The following is a 16,291-nucleotide window of genomic DNA, read 5'->3' as shown; positions in this document are numbered from 1 at the left end:
GGCCGACGGCCTCGCGACCGTGAACCAGGACCACGATCACCTCCGCACGATGATCCGGGCGTGAGGCGACGCCGGGGGCGCCGACCACCGCGTCCTCCAACTGCACCTCAGCTGGGCCCCCACCCGCGATGAGGCCGTCGCGATCGCCCAGGACCAGTGGCGCAGCAATGTGTTCCCGCCCCCGGTCTGCTGGGACCTGACGCTCGCCCATTTCGACCCGGTGAGCGAGCACGTCCCTGCGGAGGTCGTGCAGAAGTCCGTGCAGGTCTCCCACGACCCGTTCGAGCACGCCGAACTCATCCAGGGCTTCATCGACCTCGGCTTCGATGCCGTGTACCTCCACTACGTCGGCCAGGACCAGGAACGCTACCTCGACACCTTCGGCGACAAGGTGCTGCCCCAATTCCGCTGACCAGCGGTTGACGATCGAAGGAGATCCCATGCGCAAGGCCGAGACCTCAGACCTGTGGTGGAAGAACGCCATCGTCTACTGCCTCGACGTCGAGACGTTCTTCGACGGCAACGACGACGGAGTCGGAGACTTCTCCGGGCTCACCGACCGGCTCGACTATCTCGCCGAGCTGGGGGTGACGTGCCTGTGGCTGATGCCGTTCTATCCCACCCCTGAGCGCGACGACGGCTACGACGTCACCGACTTCTACGGTGTCGACCCGCGCCTCGGCACCATGGGCGACGTCGTCGAGTTCATTCGCACCGCCAAGGACCGCGGCATGCGGGTGATCGTCGACCTGGTGCTGAACCACACCTCCGACAAGCACCCATGGTTCAAGGCCGCCCGGTCATCGAAGGACAACCCCTTCCGGGACTTCTACGTCTGGCGCGACACCCCGCCGCCGGACACGAGCGACCAAGTGGTGTTCCCCGACCAGGAGAACTCCCTGTGGGAACTCGACGAGCGCACCGGCGAGTGTTATCTCCACAACTTCTACAAGCACCAGCCCGACCTCAACATCGCCAACCCGAAGGTCCGCGACGAGGTCGCGCGCATCATCGGCTTCTGGCTCCAGCTCGGTCTGGATGGCTTCCGCGTCGACGCCGTCCCGTTCTTCGTGGAGACCAAGGGCATCGATACGGCCCAGCTGAACGACTACCACGACCCGCACGACTACCTGCGTGCGCTGCGTGCCCTGCTGAATCGCCGCAGCGGCGAGGCGGCCCTCCTGGGCGAGGTCAACGTCCCGTACGCCGACCAGAAGAAGTTCTTCGGCGGCGACCGGGGCGACGAACTCAACATGATGTTCGACTTCATGGGCATGCAGGCGCTCTACCTGTCCCTCGCCCGCAACGACGCGCGACCGCTCGCGAAGGCCCTCGCCGGCCGCCCCAAGCTCGCGCCGGAGTCGCAGTACGCCAATTTCGTCCGCAATCACGACGAGCTGACCCTCGACAAGCTGAGCGACGACGAGCGCCAACAGGTCTTCGACGCCTTCGGCCCCGATCCCGACATGCAGCTCTTCGGTCGCGGACTGAAGCGCCGCCTGCCCCCGATGCTCGAGGGCGACCCGCGTCGCCTCGAGATGGTCTATTCGCTGATGTTCGCGCTTCCCGGCACCCCGGTCCTCTTCTACGGCGAGGAGATCGGCATGGGCGAGGACCTGTCTGCCGAGGGACGCATGGCCGTGCGTACGCCCATGCAGTGGACGTCCGGCAAGAACGCGGGCTTCTCCACGGTCGCACCGTCGCGCGTGACCCGCGCTGTGGTCCAGGGCGCGTACGGGCCCGAGCACGTCAACGTCGCTCGCTCGCGCCACGACCAGGCGTCGCTGCTGAACTTCATCACCCGTCTGGCGAGCCGCTATCGCGAGTGTCCCGAGGTCGGCTTCGGCGACGTGACGATCCTCAAGCACGATGTCCGAAGCGTGCTCGCCCACCGCTGCACCTGGCACACGATCGACGGCTCGAATCCCAGCACGGTGCTGATCCACAACTTCAGCTCGGAACCGGCCACGGTCGATCTCGAGCTCGCCGAGATCGAGGGGGCCACCGACCTGTCCGACCTGTTCTCCGACACCGTGGTGACCTGCGATGACCGAGGGCGCGTCTCCGTCCCCGTCGATGGCTATGGCCATCTCTGGCTCCGGGTCCACGGCCCCCAGGACCGCCGCATCCGCTGACGAGGGCCCCGCGTCACGCCTTCGCGATCGTCGTCACGTCGAAGCTCAGCGTGGTCGCGTTCTTCGGCACCCCGGTGATGCCGGGTGCGGTCACCACGAGTTGCGGGAGGAGGAACAGCCAGTCGGCTGCCGCGTCGTCCGACAGCAGCTTCGCCGCTGCCTTCAACTTCTCCACCTGCTCGGCCGGCGTGCCGGCGTCGGCCTCGGTGACCAGCCGCTGGAACTCCGGGCTGTCGTAGTGGAAGTAGTACTGCGGGTTCGCGAACCGCACGAGGTCACGCGCCTCCACGTGGGACACGATCGACATGTCGTAGTCGCCCTTGGTCAGCACGGTGTCGACCCAGCGCGCCGGGAACTCCAGTTGGTCGATGGTCGCCTCGATCCCGACGTCCTTGAGCTGGGAGGCGATGAACTGCCCCGCCCCCGTCGCGTACGCCAGGGTCGGCAGCCGCAGGCGCAGCTTCAGCCCGCTGACTCCGGCCTCCTGGAGGAGGGCTCGGGCCTTGGCGGGGTCGAACGGGTACGCGCCGGACAGGTCCTCGTACCACGGGTCGGTCGGCGGCACCATCGACCCGATCAGTGCGCCCTTGCCCGCCCACACCGTGTCGCGGAGTGCTTTGCGGTCGATCGCGTACTTGATGGCCCTGCGGACCCGGACGTCCTTCAGTGCCGCCGACGTGTTGTTCATCGACAGCACCACCTCACCGTTGGTCGTGCCCTCGATGACCTGGAAGCGGCTGGCGTCGGCGAACTGCGGCAGGGCGGCGGGCGCCTGCAGGTTGGAGATGATGTCGAGGTCGCCCGACAGCATCGCGGCGTTCATCGCGTTGGCGTCGGAGAAATAGCGGAAAGTCACCTCGTCGAAGCGGGCCGCCGTCCCCCAGTACTTCGCGTTCTTGGCCAACCCGACCGACGCCCCCTGCACCCACTCCTTCAGGGCGAACGGACCTGACCCGGCGGTCTTGTTGGCGAGGTCGTCGGTGGACTTCGAGTCGAAAACGATGCCTGCCGTCGACGACATGTCATACAGCCAGGCGTTGCTGGGACGGGTCAGGGTGACGGCCACGGTTCTCGCGTCGGGCGTCTGGACTGAGTCAACCACCGACATCTGCCGCTTCAGCGCGGCCGTCGACGCCGAGTTCTTGATACGGTTGATCGACCACGCGACATCCTCCGCGGCGACGGGACGGCCCGACGCGAACGTGGCGGCCGGGTCCAGCGAGAAGGTGTAGGTGCGGCGGTCGGGCGAGACCTCCCACTTCTGGGCCAGCAACGGCCGCAGGCGGCCGTCGGCATCCATCTTCACCAGCGTCTCGTAGACGTTGTAGAGCATCACCTGGGCGATGGCTGCCGCGTCGTTGGCGGTGGGATCCATGGTGGGCGGCTGGGCCGTGGCCCCGACGGTGAGGGTCTTCGGTCCCCCGGTCGCCGGGCCGGGGTCGGACGGGCTCGTGCAGCCCGCCAACGCCACGACCAGCGCCGCGACGGCCGCCAGAATCGGTCGGAACACCTCGAACCTCCTCCGCGCAGGCGCCCACGGCCGCGCGCATGGCGGCCACTCTAGCCACCCGTCCCCGCCATGTGGCGAGTCCGCGCCCACCGCGCCATGATGACCCCATGGATGCGCGGCGGTTCACCTGGCAGGGCATGGCGCTGCGTGCGTTCGACCTCAGTGAGAAGGGCGTACGCAGGGGCGCGGCTTCACAGCGCCGCCGTGTGGACCGATGGCGCAACCGGCTGTGGATGATCTGTCAGTGCGCCCTCACGGCGGGGATCGCGTGGTGGATCTGCGGTCGCGTGCTCGGCCACGCGCTGCCCGTCTTCGGACCGGTCGCCGCGGTGGTCACGCTGGGCTTCTCGTTCGGCCAGCGGCTCAGCCGGGCCGCGGAGATCGCGGTCGGGGTCGCGGTCGGCGTGTTCTTCGGCGACCTGTTCGTGCAGTTCTTCGGCACGGGCCCGTGGCAGATCGTGCTGGTCTGCCTGCTGTCGATGTCGGTGGCGACCTGGCTCGGGGCCCGCAACCTCATGATCATCCAGGCCGGACTTCAGTCGATCATCGTGCTCACGCTGATGCCCGACCCGAACCAGGGTTTCAATCGCTGGCTCGACGCGGCGGTCGGCGTACTCCTGGCGCTCGTCGTCACCACCATCGCCCCGGCCTCGTCAGTGGTCCGCCCGCGGCTGCTCGCCGCCGGCGTCCTCACCGAGGCGGCGGCCACGCTCGACGAGGTGCGCGATGCCCTCGTCGCCGGCGACCCGGAGGCCGGGGACCGGGTCCTCGAGCGCGCCCGCAACAGCGAGTCGACGCTGGACGAGTTGAACGAGGCCACCGACGAGGGCCTCGCGGTCGTGCGCTATTCCCCCTTCCGCCGGCGCGACCTCCCCCACATGCAGGAGATCTCCCAACTCACCGATCCGCTGGATCGCATGATGCGCAACCTTCGGGTCCTCACGCGCCGCTCGGCCATCGCGCTGTGGCGGGAGGAGAAGATCCCGCTGTCCTACCGCTCGCTGCTGGGTGCCCTCGCCGACGAGCTCCGCTACTGCGCGAACGAGCTCCAGGCCCGCCGGATCCCGGAGGCCGCCCGTCCCCGCCTGATCGCCCTCGGGACGAAGAGTTCCCACCTCGGCCTGGCCGACAACCTCTCGTCGATCGTGATGCTGGCGCAGGTGCGCTCGATCCTGGTGGACGCGCTCGAACTCACCGGCATGGACTACGCCGAGGCGCGCGAGGCGATCCCGGACATGGATTGAGTCTGCCGCTCATCGCCCTCGATTTGGCTTCTCGTTCACCCTCCTGTAAAGTTCTTCGAGTCGACGCGGGGTGGAGCAGCTCGGTAGCTCGCTGGGCTCATAACCCAGAGGTCACAGGTTCAAATCCTGTCCCCGCTACCAGATCCGAGGCCCGGCCACATCAGTGGCCGGGCCTCGGTGCTTTCCCGGTGCGCTAGCCTCGGCCAGATCAGGCGCCACGAAGGGACACCATGACCTCTCCGGGATCCGACCCGAGCGACGACCTCGCGTACCCCGTCCACCAGCACACCCTCGCCAACGGCCTCCGCGTCATCGTCAGCCCCGACCACAACGCCCCGGCCGCGGCGCTGAACCTCTGGTACGACGTCGGCTCCCGCCACGAGGAACCCGGGCGCACCGGCTTTGCCCACCTGTTCGAGCACCTGATGTTCCAGGGGTCGGCCGGCGTGGCCAGCGGCGAGCACATCGCCCTGCTGCAGGCCCACGGCGCCGCGGTCAACGCGACGACCTGGTTCGATCGCACCAACTATTTCGAGGCGCTACCCACCGGCGGGCTCGACCTGGCACTGTGGCTGGAGGCCGACCGGCTGGAGAGCCTCCTGGACGCCGTCACGCAGGAGAACCTCGACAACCAGCGGGAGGTGGTCAAGGAGGAGAAGCGCCAGCGCTACGACAACGTGCCCTATGGCGACCTCATGGAGCGTCTCGTCGCGCTCGTCTTCCCCTCCGACCACCCCTACGGTCACACCACGATCGGGTCGATGGCCGACCTCGACGCCGCCACGGTCGAGGACGTCCACGCCTTCTTCCGCCGTCACTACCTCCCCAGCAACTGCGTCCTCACGATCGTCGGTGACGTCACCGTCGACGACGCGTACGCACTGGTCGAGCGCCGGTTCGGCCACCTGCCATCCGGGCCCAAGCCCGACCGCGCCCTCGCCGCTCCCCTGCCCCCGCTGACCGGCCTACCGCGCGCGGAGGTCGACGCCGACGTCCCCGCCTCCTCCGTCGCCCTGGCCTGGCGACTCCCCGCACTCGGCGACCCCGAGCTCGATGCGCTCGACCTCGCCACCACCGTGCTGGGCGGGTCCCAGACCTCACGCCTCCACCGGGCTCTCGTCCGCCGGGACGAGGTCGCCGAGGGCGCCGGCGCCTCGGTGATGCCGCTGGTCGGCGGCAACTCCTTCGGGTTCGTCACCGCCCGCGCCCGCGACGGCGTGTCGATCGACACGGTGGAACAGTCACTCCTCGCCGAGGTCGAGCGCCTCGCCGACGAGGGCCCGACCGACGACGAGGTGACCCGCGCCCACGCCCGCTTCGAGCGCGACTGGCTCCAGTCGCTGGCCTCCCTCGACACGCGCGCCGACCAGTTCTCCGCGTACGCGACGCTCCTCGGCGACCCGACCCGCGTGAACCGCCGGGTGGCCGACATGGCCACGATCGATGGGACGGCCATCCGCGACGCCTGCCGCACTCACCTTCGCGCCGAGCAGCGCGCGACCCTGGTCCACCACGCCCTTCCGAAGGCCTCCCCCAGCCCCGCCACCCAGGAGGGTGTCCAGTGACCGCACGACCCGACGTCCCGATTCCTGCCCCCTGGGCCTTCCCCGAGCCCACCGAGGGACGCCTCTCCAACGGCATCCGCGTGCTGCGCCATCCCATGCCCGGCCAGCACGTCGTGTCGGTCGTCGCGACGGTCGAGGTGCCGCTCGCCGCGGAGCCGCGTGACCTCGAGGGGGTGGCGCTGCTGCTGTCCCGCGTCCTCGACGAGGGCACCACCGCCCACCCCGGCGACGCGTACGCCGAGGCGCTCGAGTCGGTCGGAGCAGCCTTCCACGCCAGCTGGGGTCTGTCGGGCCTGCAGGTCATGCTGGATGTCCCCGCCACGCGGCTGCTCCCGGCCCTCGAACTCTTTGCCGAGGCGCTGCGCACCCCCGAGGTCCGCGACGAGGACGTGCGTCGCCACGGCGCCCTGCGCCTGGCGGAGATCGAACAGCAGCGCGCCAACGCCGCGTCGCGGGCCACGATGGAGTTCAGGGCCGCCAGCTGGCTGGAGTCCGATCGCGCCCATCGCATGAACGGCGGCGACCCCGAGACCGTCGCGGCCGTCACCGGTGACGACGCGCGGGCCTTCCATCGTCTTCACGTCCGGCCAGGCGCCACGACGCTGGTGATCGCCGGCGACCTCCCGGACGGCACGGACCACTGGCTCGAGTCGGCCCTCGGCACCTGGGACGATCCTGAACCCCGTCGCCCCTCGCTCACCGAACCGCCGCCCGACCCCGCTCCTGCCACCGTCCGCCTCATCGACCGACCAGGGTCAGTCCAGGCCGACGTCCGCCTCGGCGGCCAGGGCCTCGACCGGCGTGACCCGCGCTGGGCACCGTTCCAGGTCGCCGCGTACGCGGTGGGCGGCGGCTTCCTGAGCCGCCTCAACTCGGTGCTGCGCGAGGATCGCGGCTGGACCTACGGCGCCCACCTCCAGCCGGTTCCGCGTCGGGCGGGCGGCACGTGGGCCGTGGCCGGCTCGTTCCGCACCGACGTGGTCGTCGACGCCGTCGTGGAGGCGCGACGCCTGCTCCACGTCGCGGACCGCCCCATCACCGACGACGAGGTGCGCCAGGCCGTGAGCCACCACACCGGCACCTCGCCCCTGCGGTACGCGACCGCCGAGGGCGTCGCCGACCAGCAGGCCGCCAACGTCCTGAACGGCACCCCGGTCGACCACGTGACGCGGTGGCTCGCCGCGCTCCGCGACGTCACGCCGCAGTCCGCCACTGCGGCGTACGCGGACGCGGTCGACCTTGACGCGCTCACGCTCGTGGTCGTCGGCGACGCCGCCGCGCTGCGCCCCGGTCTGGAAAAGGCGGGCTGGCTGACGGCCTGAATCCGTCGGCGTCACCCGTTCGGCTCAGCCGCCCCCGCCCAGCGCCTTGACGGCCTTCTGCACCGCGGCCCGCGCCTCGTCGGTCCGCTTCTTGTAGGCCGCCAGGTCGCCCTCGCGCAGGGCCTTGTCGGCCGACACGAAGAGGGCCTCGGCCTCCTTCACGGCCGCCGTGGCCGCGGCCTGGTCCACGGGCCCCGGCGGCTGGGCCGGCGCGCCGGAACCGGGGGGCGGTGTCTGCGTACCGTTCTCGCCGGTGTCGGCCCCCGCGTCGCCCGCGAAGACCTGGTCGAGCGCCTCCTTGAGCGTGTCTCCCACACCGACCTTCTCGCCGAAGCGCACGACGACGAACGACAGCGTCGGATAGGACCCCGCCCCGTTCTTCTTCGTGTAGACCGGCTGCACATAGAGCAGCCCCCCGCCGACCGGCAGGGTCAGCAGGTTGCCGTGGATCACCTCGGCGGTCTGGCGATAGCTCAGCAGGCGCCGCGCGACCTCGTCGTGGGTGTTCATCTCGTTGAAGGTCTGGCCGGGACCGGCGATCTGCTTCTGGTCCGACATCCGCAGGATGCGGAGGCGTCCGTAGCCCGGCGACGACGCGTCGGCGTCGACCGCCATGTAGGCGGCCAGGTTCGCCCGGCCGCGCGGCACGAACACCGTGGTCTGCGAGAACACCGGCGCCGGCTCGCCCGGCCACTTCACGGACAGATAGAACGGGTTCTCCTTCTGGGACGGCGTGACGGGGTCCGGCGGGATCTGCCACTGGTCGTTGCCCTGGAACCACATCATCGGGTCAGTCACGTGATAGCGCCCCAACACGTCGCGCTGCACCTTGAACAGGTCCTCCGGATACCGCAGGTGCTCCTTGAGGTCGGCCGGGATCGTCGAGCGGTCCGCAACGGTGTTCGGATAGGCCTTCCGCCAGGTCTTCAGGACGGGGTCGGCCTCGTCCCACGCGTACAGCTTCACGGTGCCGTCGTACGCGTCCACCACGGCCTTCACCGAGTTGCGGATGTAGTTCACGGTCTCGTCGGGCGCCACGCCTGTCGTGCCGACGCGCGACTGCGCGTCCGACGCGGCCTGCTGCAGCGAGATGCGGTGGCTGTTCGGATAGTTGTCCGACGTCGTGTAGCCGTCGACGATCCACACGATCCGCCCGTCGACCAGCGCCGGATAGGCATTCGAGTCGACCGTGAGCCACGGCGCGACCGCCTGCACGCGCTCCTTCGGCGTCCGGTCGTAGATGATCCTGGACGCCTCGTTCACACGCCCCGACAGCAGGAGGTTCACATCGGCGAAGCGCGCTGCGTACAGCAGCCGGTTGAACAGGTTCCCGATGGGTACGCCGCCCTTGCCGCTGTAGGTCGTCGTCGGTCCGCCCGGCGTGTCGAGCTCGATCGGAGCGGTGCCCGGCGGGGCGCCCACCACCGAGTATTCGTCGAACTGCTCGCCGAAATAGATCCGCGGCTCGGGCTGGTTCAGCTTCCCCTTGGGGGGCAGGTCGCCGACGATCCACTCGGGCTCGCCGCCGACATTGCGGTTGCCGTACGCGGCCACGAGCCCGTAGCCGTGGGTGTAGACCGTCCGCAGGTTGTTCCACGACTGCGATTCCAGGCCGCTCGTCTCGAGGTCACGAACCGCGACGACCGCATCGGTCTCCTGGCCGTCGATCCGATAGCGGTCGACGTCGAGGACCTGCGGGAACGTGTAGTAGCCGCGCACCTGCTGGCGCTGCTCGAAGGTCGCCCCGACCACCGCGGGGTCCACCAGCCGGATGCCGGGGAGCGCCTGGGCGTCCGCGCGGAGCTGGCCCGCCGTGGTGTTCGTCTCCGCCGAATAGTCGGTGATCTGCACCTGGTCGACGCCGTACGCCGCCCGCGTCGCCGCGATGTGGCGCTCGATGTAGGGACGCTCCTTGTCGGGCTCGTTGGGCCGGACGGTGAAGCCCTGCACGAATGCCGGATAGACCGTGGTCAGAACGATCGACGACACCACCGTCAGGACCGCCGCGGTCATGGGGAGGATCCAGCGACGCACCCAGATGTTGGCGAAGAACAGCAGCGCGCAGATCGCGGTGATGACGGCGACGACCAGCCGGCCGTTGACGCGCGAGTGGTCGTCGGTGAAGCCGATGCCGGTGAGCAGCGGGTTGGTGGTGGTCTGGTAGCCGTAGCGATCGAGCCAGCTGCTCGCCGCGAGCGCGAGCGCCGTCAGCCCGAGCAGCACCGACAGCTGGGCCTGCGCCGCAGCGGAGGTCTGCCGCTTCGTGCCCTTGGCGACCCTCAGCGCGCCCATGACGTAATGGACCACGGCGGCCGCCAGGGTCGAGAAGACGCACAGGGCGATCAGGAACCCCACGAGGAAGCGCCACCAGGGAAGATCGAACACGTAGAAGCTCAGGTCGAGGCCGAACTGGGGGTCGGTGGTGCCGAACGGGGTGCTGTTGCGCCACGCCAGGAAGGTCGGCAGGGCCGAGGCGGCGGACAGTCCGGCGAACAGCGCCACCACGACGCCCACGCCCACCATGATCTGCACGAAGCGGGTCTCCAGGGCCTCGCGATAGCGCTCGAGCAGCTCGCTCGCCGCGGGTCCCGGCCGGGTCGGCGGCCGGAACCGGTATGCCAGGGCCGTGCTTCCGACGACCGCCCCCGCCATCGCCAGGCCGAACACCAGGAACAGCACCGTGCGCGTCCAGAACCCGATGGAGAACACCTGGCCGTAGTCGACCGACTGGAACCACAGGCGCTCGGTCCAGACGTTCATGAAGGCCGAGAACACCAGGCCGAGCAGCGCGACGACGCCCAGCGTCGGCAGCAGCGCCGAGCGGCGGCGACCGGCGGGCTTGGGCGGGACCACCCGGGTGTGGGACACGTGCTCTCCTTCGTGTTCGGCGGGTTGTCGTGCAGGGACGAGGTGTGGTCAGGCCAGCGTAGCCGCGAGGGCCGACGCGATCCCCGGAGCGAGGTCGTCGCCCCCGAGCAGGTCTTCGGGACTGGTCACGAGGCGCGCCACGCCGTGGGTGATGCGCTGGCGGGTCGCTCCGACGACGACGCGGAGGTCCTGCCGTTCGGGGTGGCCGGCGACGAACGCGGCGGCCTCCTGGGGGTCGGCCGGGATCTCCCTCTCGGCGCTGGGCGGCAGGAAACTGCGCTCGAGCGCGATCGCGCAGCCGTGGACCGCGTCCGGCCAGGCGATGCGGGACAGGACCTGGGGCAGGTCGGACTCGTCGCCGTCTCGTCCGACCTCGCGGAAGTCCTCCTGCTCGATCGACGTGAGGGCCCCCTCGGGCGCCCCGTCCTGGGTGGCCCGCAGCCCGAGGTGGGCGGCGAGCGCGGGCTCGGCGACCAGGAGCTCATCGGTGCGGACCAGCGCGAACAGCCGCGCGGGCTGGTCCCAGCCGGAGCGACCGACGTGGCGCTCGATCTCGATGAGCGCGGCGACCAGCGCGTCGCGGTCGCTCTGCGTGGCGTGGGTGTTCGGAGAGTTCGGGTCGGTGGTCATGAGCAGCGGGGAACCTGATTCGCGGTGGCGGGATTGGCGGATTTCTTGAGGGCGTCGATCGTCGTGGCCAGCGTGTCGGCCCTGATCAGGTCGAGTTTGGTCGAGACGCCGGCGAGGTCGGCGCAGTTCGCGGCCGGCACGACGAAGACGGTGGCACCGGCCTCCTCGGCGCCTGCGATCTTCTCCTGGATCCCGCCGATGGGGCCCACGACGCCGTCGGCGGTGATGGTTCCCGTTCCGGCGATGTTGCGGCCGGCGAGGAGCGGGTCGGGCGTGAGCTTGTCATAGAGGCCGAGGGCGAAGACGAGACCCGCCGAGGGGCCGCCCACCTCCTGGCTGATGCCGAACCGCACGGTCTGGGGGTAGCGATAGCCGACCCCGGAGTCGATGCCGACCGCGGCCGCCTTGGGGTCGTTGTGGCGGCTGGTCGACGTGATCGCGACCCGCTGCTCGCGGCGGTCGCGCCAGACTGTGAAGGTGATGGTGTCCCCGGCGCTGCGCGAGGCCACGGCGCGCTGGACGTCGCCGACGGTACGCGTCTGGCGTCCGTCCACGGCAAGGACGAGATCGCCGGGGCGCAGCTTGTTGTTCGCAGGCCCCGACACGGTGACGGTGGACACGACGGGCCACTCCTCCACGGGCTGGCGTGCCGCGCGGAGGGCTGCGACGACGGCGTCCTGTTGGGAGGTGTCCATCTTGCGCTTCTCCTCCGACCGGACCTGGTCGACGGACTGACCGCGCTGGTAGACGGAGTCGCGGGGCAACGCGTCCCGACTGGGCAGCACGTGGGCCAGGAGCACCTCGGGCAGACTCGCCGACGAGTCGGACCGGCTGACGGCCACGGTGGTCATGCTGAGCCGCCCCGGGGTGTCGAACGTCTGCGCGCCCTCGACCCGCAGGATCGGCTGGCCCTGGGCGTCCACGCCCATGACGTCGTACGCCCGGCCCGGGCTGTAGACCACGTAGGGCACCGGCACGAGCGCCAGGGCCAGCGCCAGGCCGACGAAGGCGATGGCCGACGCGAGCGCCGTCCAGGTCTGTCGGGTGAGGAGGTGCGGGGCCACGCGCTGCCGCGGCTGCTCGCCGTCGGCGGGGGCGTTCATGGGAGACCCACCCAGGTCGTGGCGCCGTCGAGGAAGGCCTGCTCCTTCCAGATCGGCACTTCTGCCTTCAACGTGTCGATGAGGTCGCGGCAGGCTTCCAACGCGGCCGCGCGATGGGCTGCACTGACCGCCACCACGACGGCCAGGTCACCGATCGTCAGGTCGCCCACGCGGTGGTCGACCCCGACGGCGATCACGTCATGGCGGCTCGAGACCGCTCGTGCCACGCGTGCGAGTTCGTCGGTCGCCGACGGATGAGCCGTGTATGCGAGGCTCGTGACGCCCTGGCCCTCGTCGTGGTTGCGGACCAGCCCGATGAAGAGGGCGACGGCGCCTGCCGCGTCATCGCGCACCTCGGCCATGAGGGCGTCGACGCTCAGCGGCTCGGGGGAGACGCGGGCCGAGACGCGGGTCGCGGCCGCTTCTGACTGGTGCGACACGCGACGACCCTACCCCGCCCGCCCCAGCCAACGCACGCAGCGCGACGTCGCTTGGCCGGGTGCGGTTGAATGGGAGTCCGTCGATCCCACAGGAGTGAGCCACGATGGCCGAGAACCAAGACCGCCGCGAAGGCCGCGACGATGACGACCGCAACGAGCCGCAGAACCCCTTCGAGATGCTGTTCGGCAACCTCGGGTTCGGGGCTCCCGGTGCGTCCGGCGGCGGCCCCGGCGGCCAGCCCGACCTCCAGGCGATGATGCAGCAGTTCCAGTCCGCGTTGTCCCAGATGGGGATGGGCGGGCTGCTCGGCGGCGGCGACCCCGCCGATGCCGAGGGCGCTCGTTGGACCCAGATCCGCGACGTGGCCCGCAAGATCGTCGCGGGCAAGGGTGAGGATCCCTCGCCCACCGCCGCCGATCATGAAGCCGTCCGCGACGCGGTGCGCCTCGCCGACGCATGGCTCGACGGAGCGACCGCGTTCCCGGCCACGGGGGGCACCGTCCGGGCCTGGAGCCGCGCCGAGTGGGTCGAGGCCACCATGCCGACGTGGCGTCGATTGATCGACCCCGTCGCGGAGTCGATGGCCGATGCCATGGCCGACTCGATGTCACCCCCGGGCGATGCCGATGCCGGTCTCGGCGGCCTCGACGCCTTCCTGCGCCCGTGGCTGCGTTCCAGCGGCGCCACGATCTTCGGACTCCAGGCGGGTCAGGCCATCGGCGAGCTCGCCACCAGCGTCGTCAGCGCGACCGAGGTCGGACTCCCCCTCGACGGCGACCACAGCTCGACGATCGCGCTCGTCCATCACAACGCCGCGACGTTCGGGGAGGGCCTGTCCCAGTCGGCGCAGGACATCACGCTCTACCTCGCCCTGCGGGAATGCGCCCGCCAGCGCCTGTTCCGCGCGGTGCCCTGGCTCGGGCCCCAGCTGCTGACGCTGGTGGAGCAGTACGCGCGGGGCATCACCATCGACCTCTCGGGCGTCGAAGATGCGGTGAGCGAGATCGATCCCACGTCGCTGACCCCCGAGACCATGCAACAGCTCTCCGAGCAGCTGCAGGGCAACCTCTTCGAGCCCAAGCAGACCGCGGAGCAGAAGGGGGTGCTCGAGCGCCTCGAGACCCTGCTCGCGCTCGTCGAGGGGTGGGTCGACGAGGTCGTCGGCCAGGCCACCGTCAAGTGGATGCCCAGTTCTGGCCCCCTGGCCGAGGCCCTGCGTCGACGCCACGCCGCCGGCGGGCCCATCGAGGCCACGTTCAAGGCGCTGGTCGGACTGGAACTGCGCCCCCGGCGCCTGCGGGATGCCGCCAATCTCTGGGCCGCCCTGCGGGATGCGCGCAGCCCCGACGGACGCGACGCCGTGTGGAACCATCCCGACCTCATCCCCACCGCGGCCGACCTCGATGACCCGCTGGGCTTCGTCTCCGGCGACGTCGGCGCCCCGGCCGAACCGGGCGACCCGGACAGTGTCGCCGACGAGGTCGACGACATGGACGCCGAGCTCGAGCGCCTTCTCGACGCCGAGCGCCGTCGCGATTCGGGCGACGATCCGGGGTCGCCGGCGTGAGCCTGCCCGCGGGCGAACGGCCAGGAGAGGCACCCGGCGACCTCATGGGTCGCTGCCGCGACGAACTCGCCGCGTGGTCGGCGCCGAACGACCTGCAGGCGGGGCTCCGAGAGGCCTTCCTCACCCACGCGGACGCCCACCCCGACGGCTGGTCGCGTGACTGCCCCGGCGCCCACCTGACCGCGAGTTCCATGATCATCGCGCCCGCGGGTGACCGCGTACTGCTCGTGCTGCATCGCAGGCTGGGGCGCTGGCTCCAGACCGGCGGCCACCTCGAGGCCGGTGACCACGACCTCCTCCACGGTGCCCTCCGTGAGGCTCGTGAGGAATCCGGGCTCAGCGCGCTGCGCCCGCTGCCCGGGATCGCCCAACTCGATCGCCACGAGGTCCCCTGCGGTCTGGTGAGGCCCACCTTCCACCTCGATGTCCGCTATGTGCTGCTCGCCGACCCCGGCGAGCGACCGACGGTGAGTGACGAGTCCGAGGACGTGCGCTGGTTCTCCGTCGACGCCCTGCCTGAGGTCGACGACTCGGTCACCACCCTCGTGCGGGCCGCGCGGCAGCGGCTGCGGTCCTAGTCGTCCTGCGCCGGGGATGGCCCGGGGCCGATGAGCGCCGCGGCATCGCTCCAGCCCACCAGGTAGCCCTGCGCCTTCTCAGCCTTCGCGTACGCGCCCACGAGCCTCCAGAACCGCGGCGAGTGTTCTCGTTCGAACAGGTGGGCGAGCTCGTGGATCAACACATAGTCGACCACCCACGCCGGCATCGGCCGCAGCCGGTCCGACAGCCGGATGGTGCCCACCCCGGTCGTGCACGATCCCCAGCGGTGGTTCATGTTCGACACCCACGCGACGCTGGTCGGCCGGCGCGGCGTCGACACGTGCGGCAGGAGGTAGGTCTCGAGGAGCTCGGCCGCGCGTGCCTCGAGCTCGGCATCCCCACCCGGGCCCCTCACCTTGGCCTCGCGCGCATGGACCTTCGCGACCATGCGCTCCACCCAGGCCGTCTCCTCGGCGCGCGACAGCCGCGCCGGCAGGAGCACCACGATGCGCCCGTCCTCGCGGTGGGCCGACACGGTTCGCTTGCGGCGGGCGCTGCGCCGCACCTCCACCTGGTCCCCGGACGCGGAACGCAGCCACGGGCCGCCGGCGGCACCGGCGTCATGGGGAGCGACATCTGACATGACTCCAACCTAGTGCTCGCCACTGACGAGATCTGTGTCACGGGCGACACGCCGAGGTGTCCACAGGGTGAACGGGCCGTGACGGGCTTTCTCCGAATCGCTCCACACCCCCGGCATCGTCGTGCACAGGCTGTCCACACCGTTATCCACAGGCAGTGGACAAGCCTCCGAAGACCGGGTTGACGACGACCCCCACGAGCCCCTAGTTTCTTCCCCACGAGGCCCTCAGATGGTCGCCCGCTCGCAGGGGAAGGCAAGCGGTGACGATTTCCTGGGGGCCTCGTCTTTCTTTGTTGGGCTGGCTCGCGCGCCAGCGGTCGCTGGCTGGCCGGGAAGCTCTCCGAGCGAGCGCCAGCGAGACGAGGAGCCCCCACGCTGGCTGAGCGAGCGCTCCTTCCACGCTGGGTGAGCGGGCGCTCCTTCCACGCTGGCTGAGCGAGCGCCAGCGAGTCGAAGCCACAGACCCCCCCGTGGACGATTCGCACAGATCAGCCCTCAAACCCCCACTCACGGCCCCGAAACGACCGATCTCTGCACAACCTCCACGATCCGCCCGGTCCCGCCGGCGAGCGTCGGTGCGGCGCCCCCCCCCCTGTCTGGAGGACCACCAAGAACACGGCCCCACGCGTCGCCCACGTGACCCACAAACCAGGCTGCCGCGAGGAGCCGTCGACGACTGGGCCGAAGACAGGGGTAAAGCGCCGCGCGCGAGCCGGCCCCCAG

13 protein-coding genes and 1 tRNA gene are annotated in these 16,291 nt (G+C 70.5%); 8 read left to right on the top strand and 6 right to left on the bottom strand.

The window, feature by feature from the left end; genetic code table 11:
- The first annotated feature begins 169 nt into the window (after positions 1 to 169).
- Positions 170 to 412: a hypothetical protein gene (locus ACYVAG_RS06820; RefSeq protein WP_460768233.1), complete on the top strand. Its 243-nt coding sequence runs from the start codon at positions 170 to 172 to the stop codon at positions 410 to 412.
- A 28-nt stretch (positions 413 to 440) separates the two neighbouring features.
- Complete coding sequence (locus tag ACYVAG_RS06815; RefSeq protein ID WP_460768232.1) at positions 441 to 2,135, top strand: alpha-amylase family protein; 1,695 nt, start codon at positions 441 to 443, stop codon at positions 2,133 to 2,135.
- Positions 2,136 to 2,148: 13 nt separating this feature from the next.
- Here ACYVAG_RS06815 and ACYVAG_RS06810 read toward each other — a convergent pair whose 3' ends face one another.
- On the bottom strand, positions 2,149 to 3,645 hold the full coding sequence (locus tag ACYVAG_RS06810; protein ID WP_460768230.1) for an ABC transporter substrate-binding protein: 1,497 nt from the start codon (positions 3,643 to 3,645) through the stop codon (positions 2,149 to 2,151).
- 107 nt (positions 3,646 to 3,752) lie between these two features.
- Between ACYVAG_RS06810 and ACYVAG_RS06805 the strand changes: the two genes are divergently transcribed.
- The 4 genes from ACYVAG_RS06805 (at position 3,753) to ACYVAG_RS06790 (ending at position 7,776) form a co-directional block, all read left to right on the top strand.
- A complete protein-coding gene (locus ACYVAG_RS06805; RefSeq protein WP_460768228.1) occupies positions 3,753 to 4,889 on the top strand; it encodes an FUSC family protein in 1,137 nt (378 codons plus the stop codon).
- A gap of 64 nt (positions 4,890 to 4,953) precedes the next feature.
- Positions 4,954 to 5,030, top strand: a tRNA-Met gene (locus ACYVAG_RS06800).
- Between the two features lie 89 nt (positions 5,031 to 5,119).
- Positions 5,120 to 6,454, top strand: a complete 1,335-nt coding sequence (locus ACYVAG_RS06795; protein ID WP_460768227.1) for a M16 family metallopeptidase — start codon at positions 5,120 to 5,122, stop codon at positions 6,452 to 6,454.
- Positions 6,451 to 7,776 (top strand): M16 family metallopeptidase, encoded by a 1,326-nt coding sequence (locus ACYVAG_RS06790; RefSeq protein WP_460768225.1) that lies wholly within the window; start codon positions 6,451 to 6,453, stop codon positions 7,774 to 7,776. Before ACYVAG_RS06795 ends, ACYVAG_RS06790 begins: the two co-directional genes overlap by 4 nt.
- 24 nt (positions 7,777 to 7,800) lie before the next feature.
- On the opposite strand, the gene ACYVAG_RS06785 is transcribed toward ACYVAG_RS06790, so the two are convergent.
- From ACYVAG_RS06785 to ACYVAG_RS06770, 4 genes are read right to left on the bottom strand one after another with little or no spacing between them, the layout of a single operon-like run.
- Complete coding sequence (locus tag ACYVAG_RS06785) at positions 7,801 to 10,644, bottom strand: UPF0182 family membrane protein (protein ID WP_460768223.1); 2,844 nt, start codon at positions 10,642 to 10,644, stop codon at positions 7,801 to 7,803.
- Between the two features lie 48 nt (positions 10,645 to 10,692).
- Positions 10,693 to 11,274 (bottom strand): PPA1309 family protein, encoded by a 582-nt coding sequence (locus ACYVAG_RS06780; protein WP_460768221.1) that lies wholly within the window; start codon positions 11,272 to 11,274, stop codon positions 10,693 to 10,695.
- Positions 11,271 to 12,377, bottom strand: coding sequence for a YlbL family protein (locus ACYVAG_RS06775; RefSeq protein WP_460768220.1), 1,107 nt, complete (start codon positions 12,375 to 12,377; stop codon positions 11,271 to 11,273). The genes ACYVAG_RS06780 and ACYVAG_RS06775 overlap by 4 nt, the downstream gene beginning before the upstream one ends.
- Positions 12,374 to 12,817: a molybdenum cofactor biosynthesis protein MoaE gene (locus ACYVAG_RS06770; RefSeq protein ID WP_460768218.1), complete on the bottom strand. Its 444-nt coding sequence runs from the start codon at positions 12,815 to 12,817 to the stop codon at positions 12,374 to 12,376. The genes ACYVAG_RS06775 and ACYVAG_RS06770 overlap by 4 nt, the downstream gene beginning before the upstream one ends.
- A 176-nt stretch (positions 12,818 to 12,993) precedes the next feature.
- Between ACYVAG_RS06770 and ACYVAG_RS06765 the strand changes: the two genes are divergently transcribed.
- A complete protein-coding gene (locus ACYVAG_RS06765; protein ID WP_460768637.1) occupies positions 12,994 to 14,385 on the top strand; it encodes a zinc-dependent metalloprotease in 1,392 nt (463 codons plus the stop codon).
- Positions 14,382 to 14,963: an NUDIX hydrolase gene (locus tag ACYVAG_RS06760; RefSeq protein ID WP_460768217.1), complete on the top strand. Its 582-nt coding sequence runs from the start codon at positions 14,382 to 14,384 to the stop codon at positions 14,961 to 14,963. Before ACYVAG_RS06765 ends, ACYVAG_RS06760 begins: the two co-directional genes overlap by 4 nt.
- On the opposite strand, the gene ACYVAG_RS06755 is transcribed toward ACYVAG_RS06760, so the two are convergent.
- Entirely contained in the window at positions 14,960 to 15,568 is a 609-nt protein-coding gene (locus tag ACYVAG_RS06755) for a YgjP-like metallopeptidase domain-containing protein (RefSeq protein ID WP_460768216.1), read from the bottom strand. The two genes, ACYVAG_RS06760 and ACYVAG_RS06755, sit on opposite strands and share 4 nt — an antisense overlap.
- Positions 15,569 to 16,291 lie beyond the last annotated feature (723 nt).

The organism is Mariniluteicoccus flavus, assembly GCF_054776655.1.
The sequence above is the reverse complement of the archived record's forward strand: the minus strand, read 5'-3'. Positions and strand labels throughout refer to the sequence as shown.

Bases quoted from the DNA above. Each gene is read 5' to 3' on its own strand.
- ACYVAG_RS06795 (WP_460768227.1), top strand. From the start codon at position 5,120: ATGACCTCTCCGGGATCCGACCCGAGCGACGACCTCGCGTACCCCGTC.
- ACYVAG_RS06815 (WP_460768232.1), top strand. From the start codon at position 441: ATGCGCAAGGCCGAGACCTCAGACCTGTGGTGGAAGAACGCCATCGTC.
- ACYVAG_RS06755 (WP_460768216.1), bottom strand. From the start codon at position 15,568: ATGTCAGATGTCGCTCCCCATGACGCCGGTGCCGCCGGCGGCCCGTGG.
- ACYVAG_RS06775 (WP_460768220.1), bottom strand. From the start codon at position 12,377: ATGAACGCCCCCGCCGACGGCGAGCAGCCGCGGCAGCGCGTGGCCCCG.
- ACYVAG_RS06765 (WP_460768637.1), top strand. From the start codon at position 12,994: ATGCTGTTCGGCAACCTCGGGTTCGGGGCTCCCGGTGCGTCCGGCGGC.
- ACYVAG_RS06780 (WP_460768221.1), bottom strand. From the start codon at position 11,274: ATGACCACCGACCCGAACTCTCCGAACACCCACGCCACGCAGAGCGAC.
- ACYVAG_RS06805 (WP_460768228.1), top strand. From the start codon at position 3,753: ATGGATGCGCGGCGGTTCACCTGGCAGGGCATGGCGCTGCGTGCGTTC.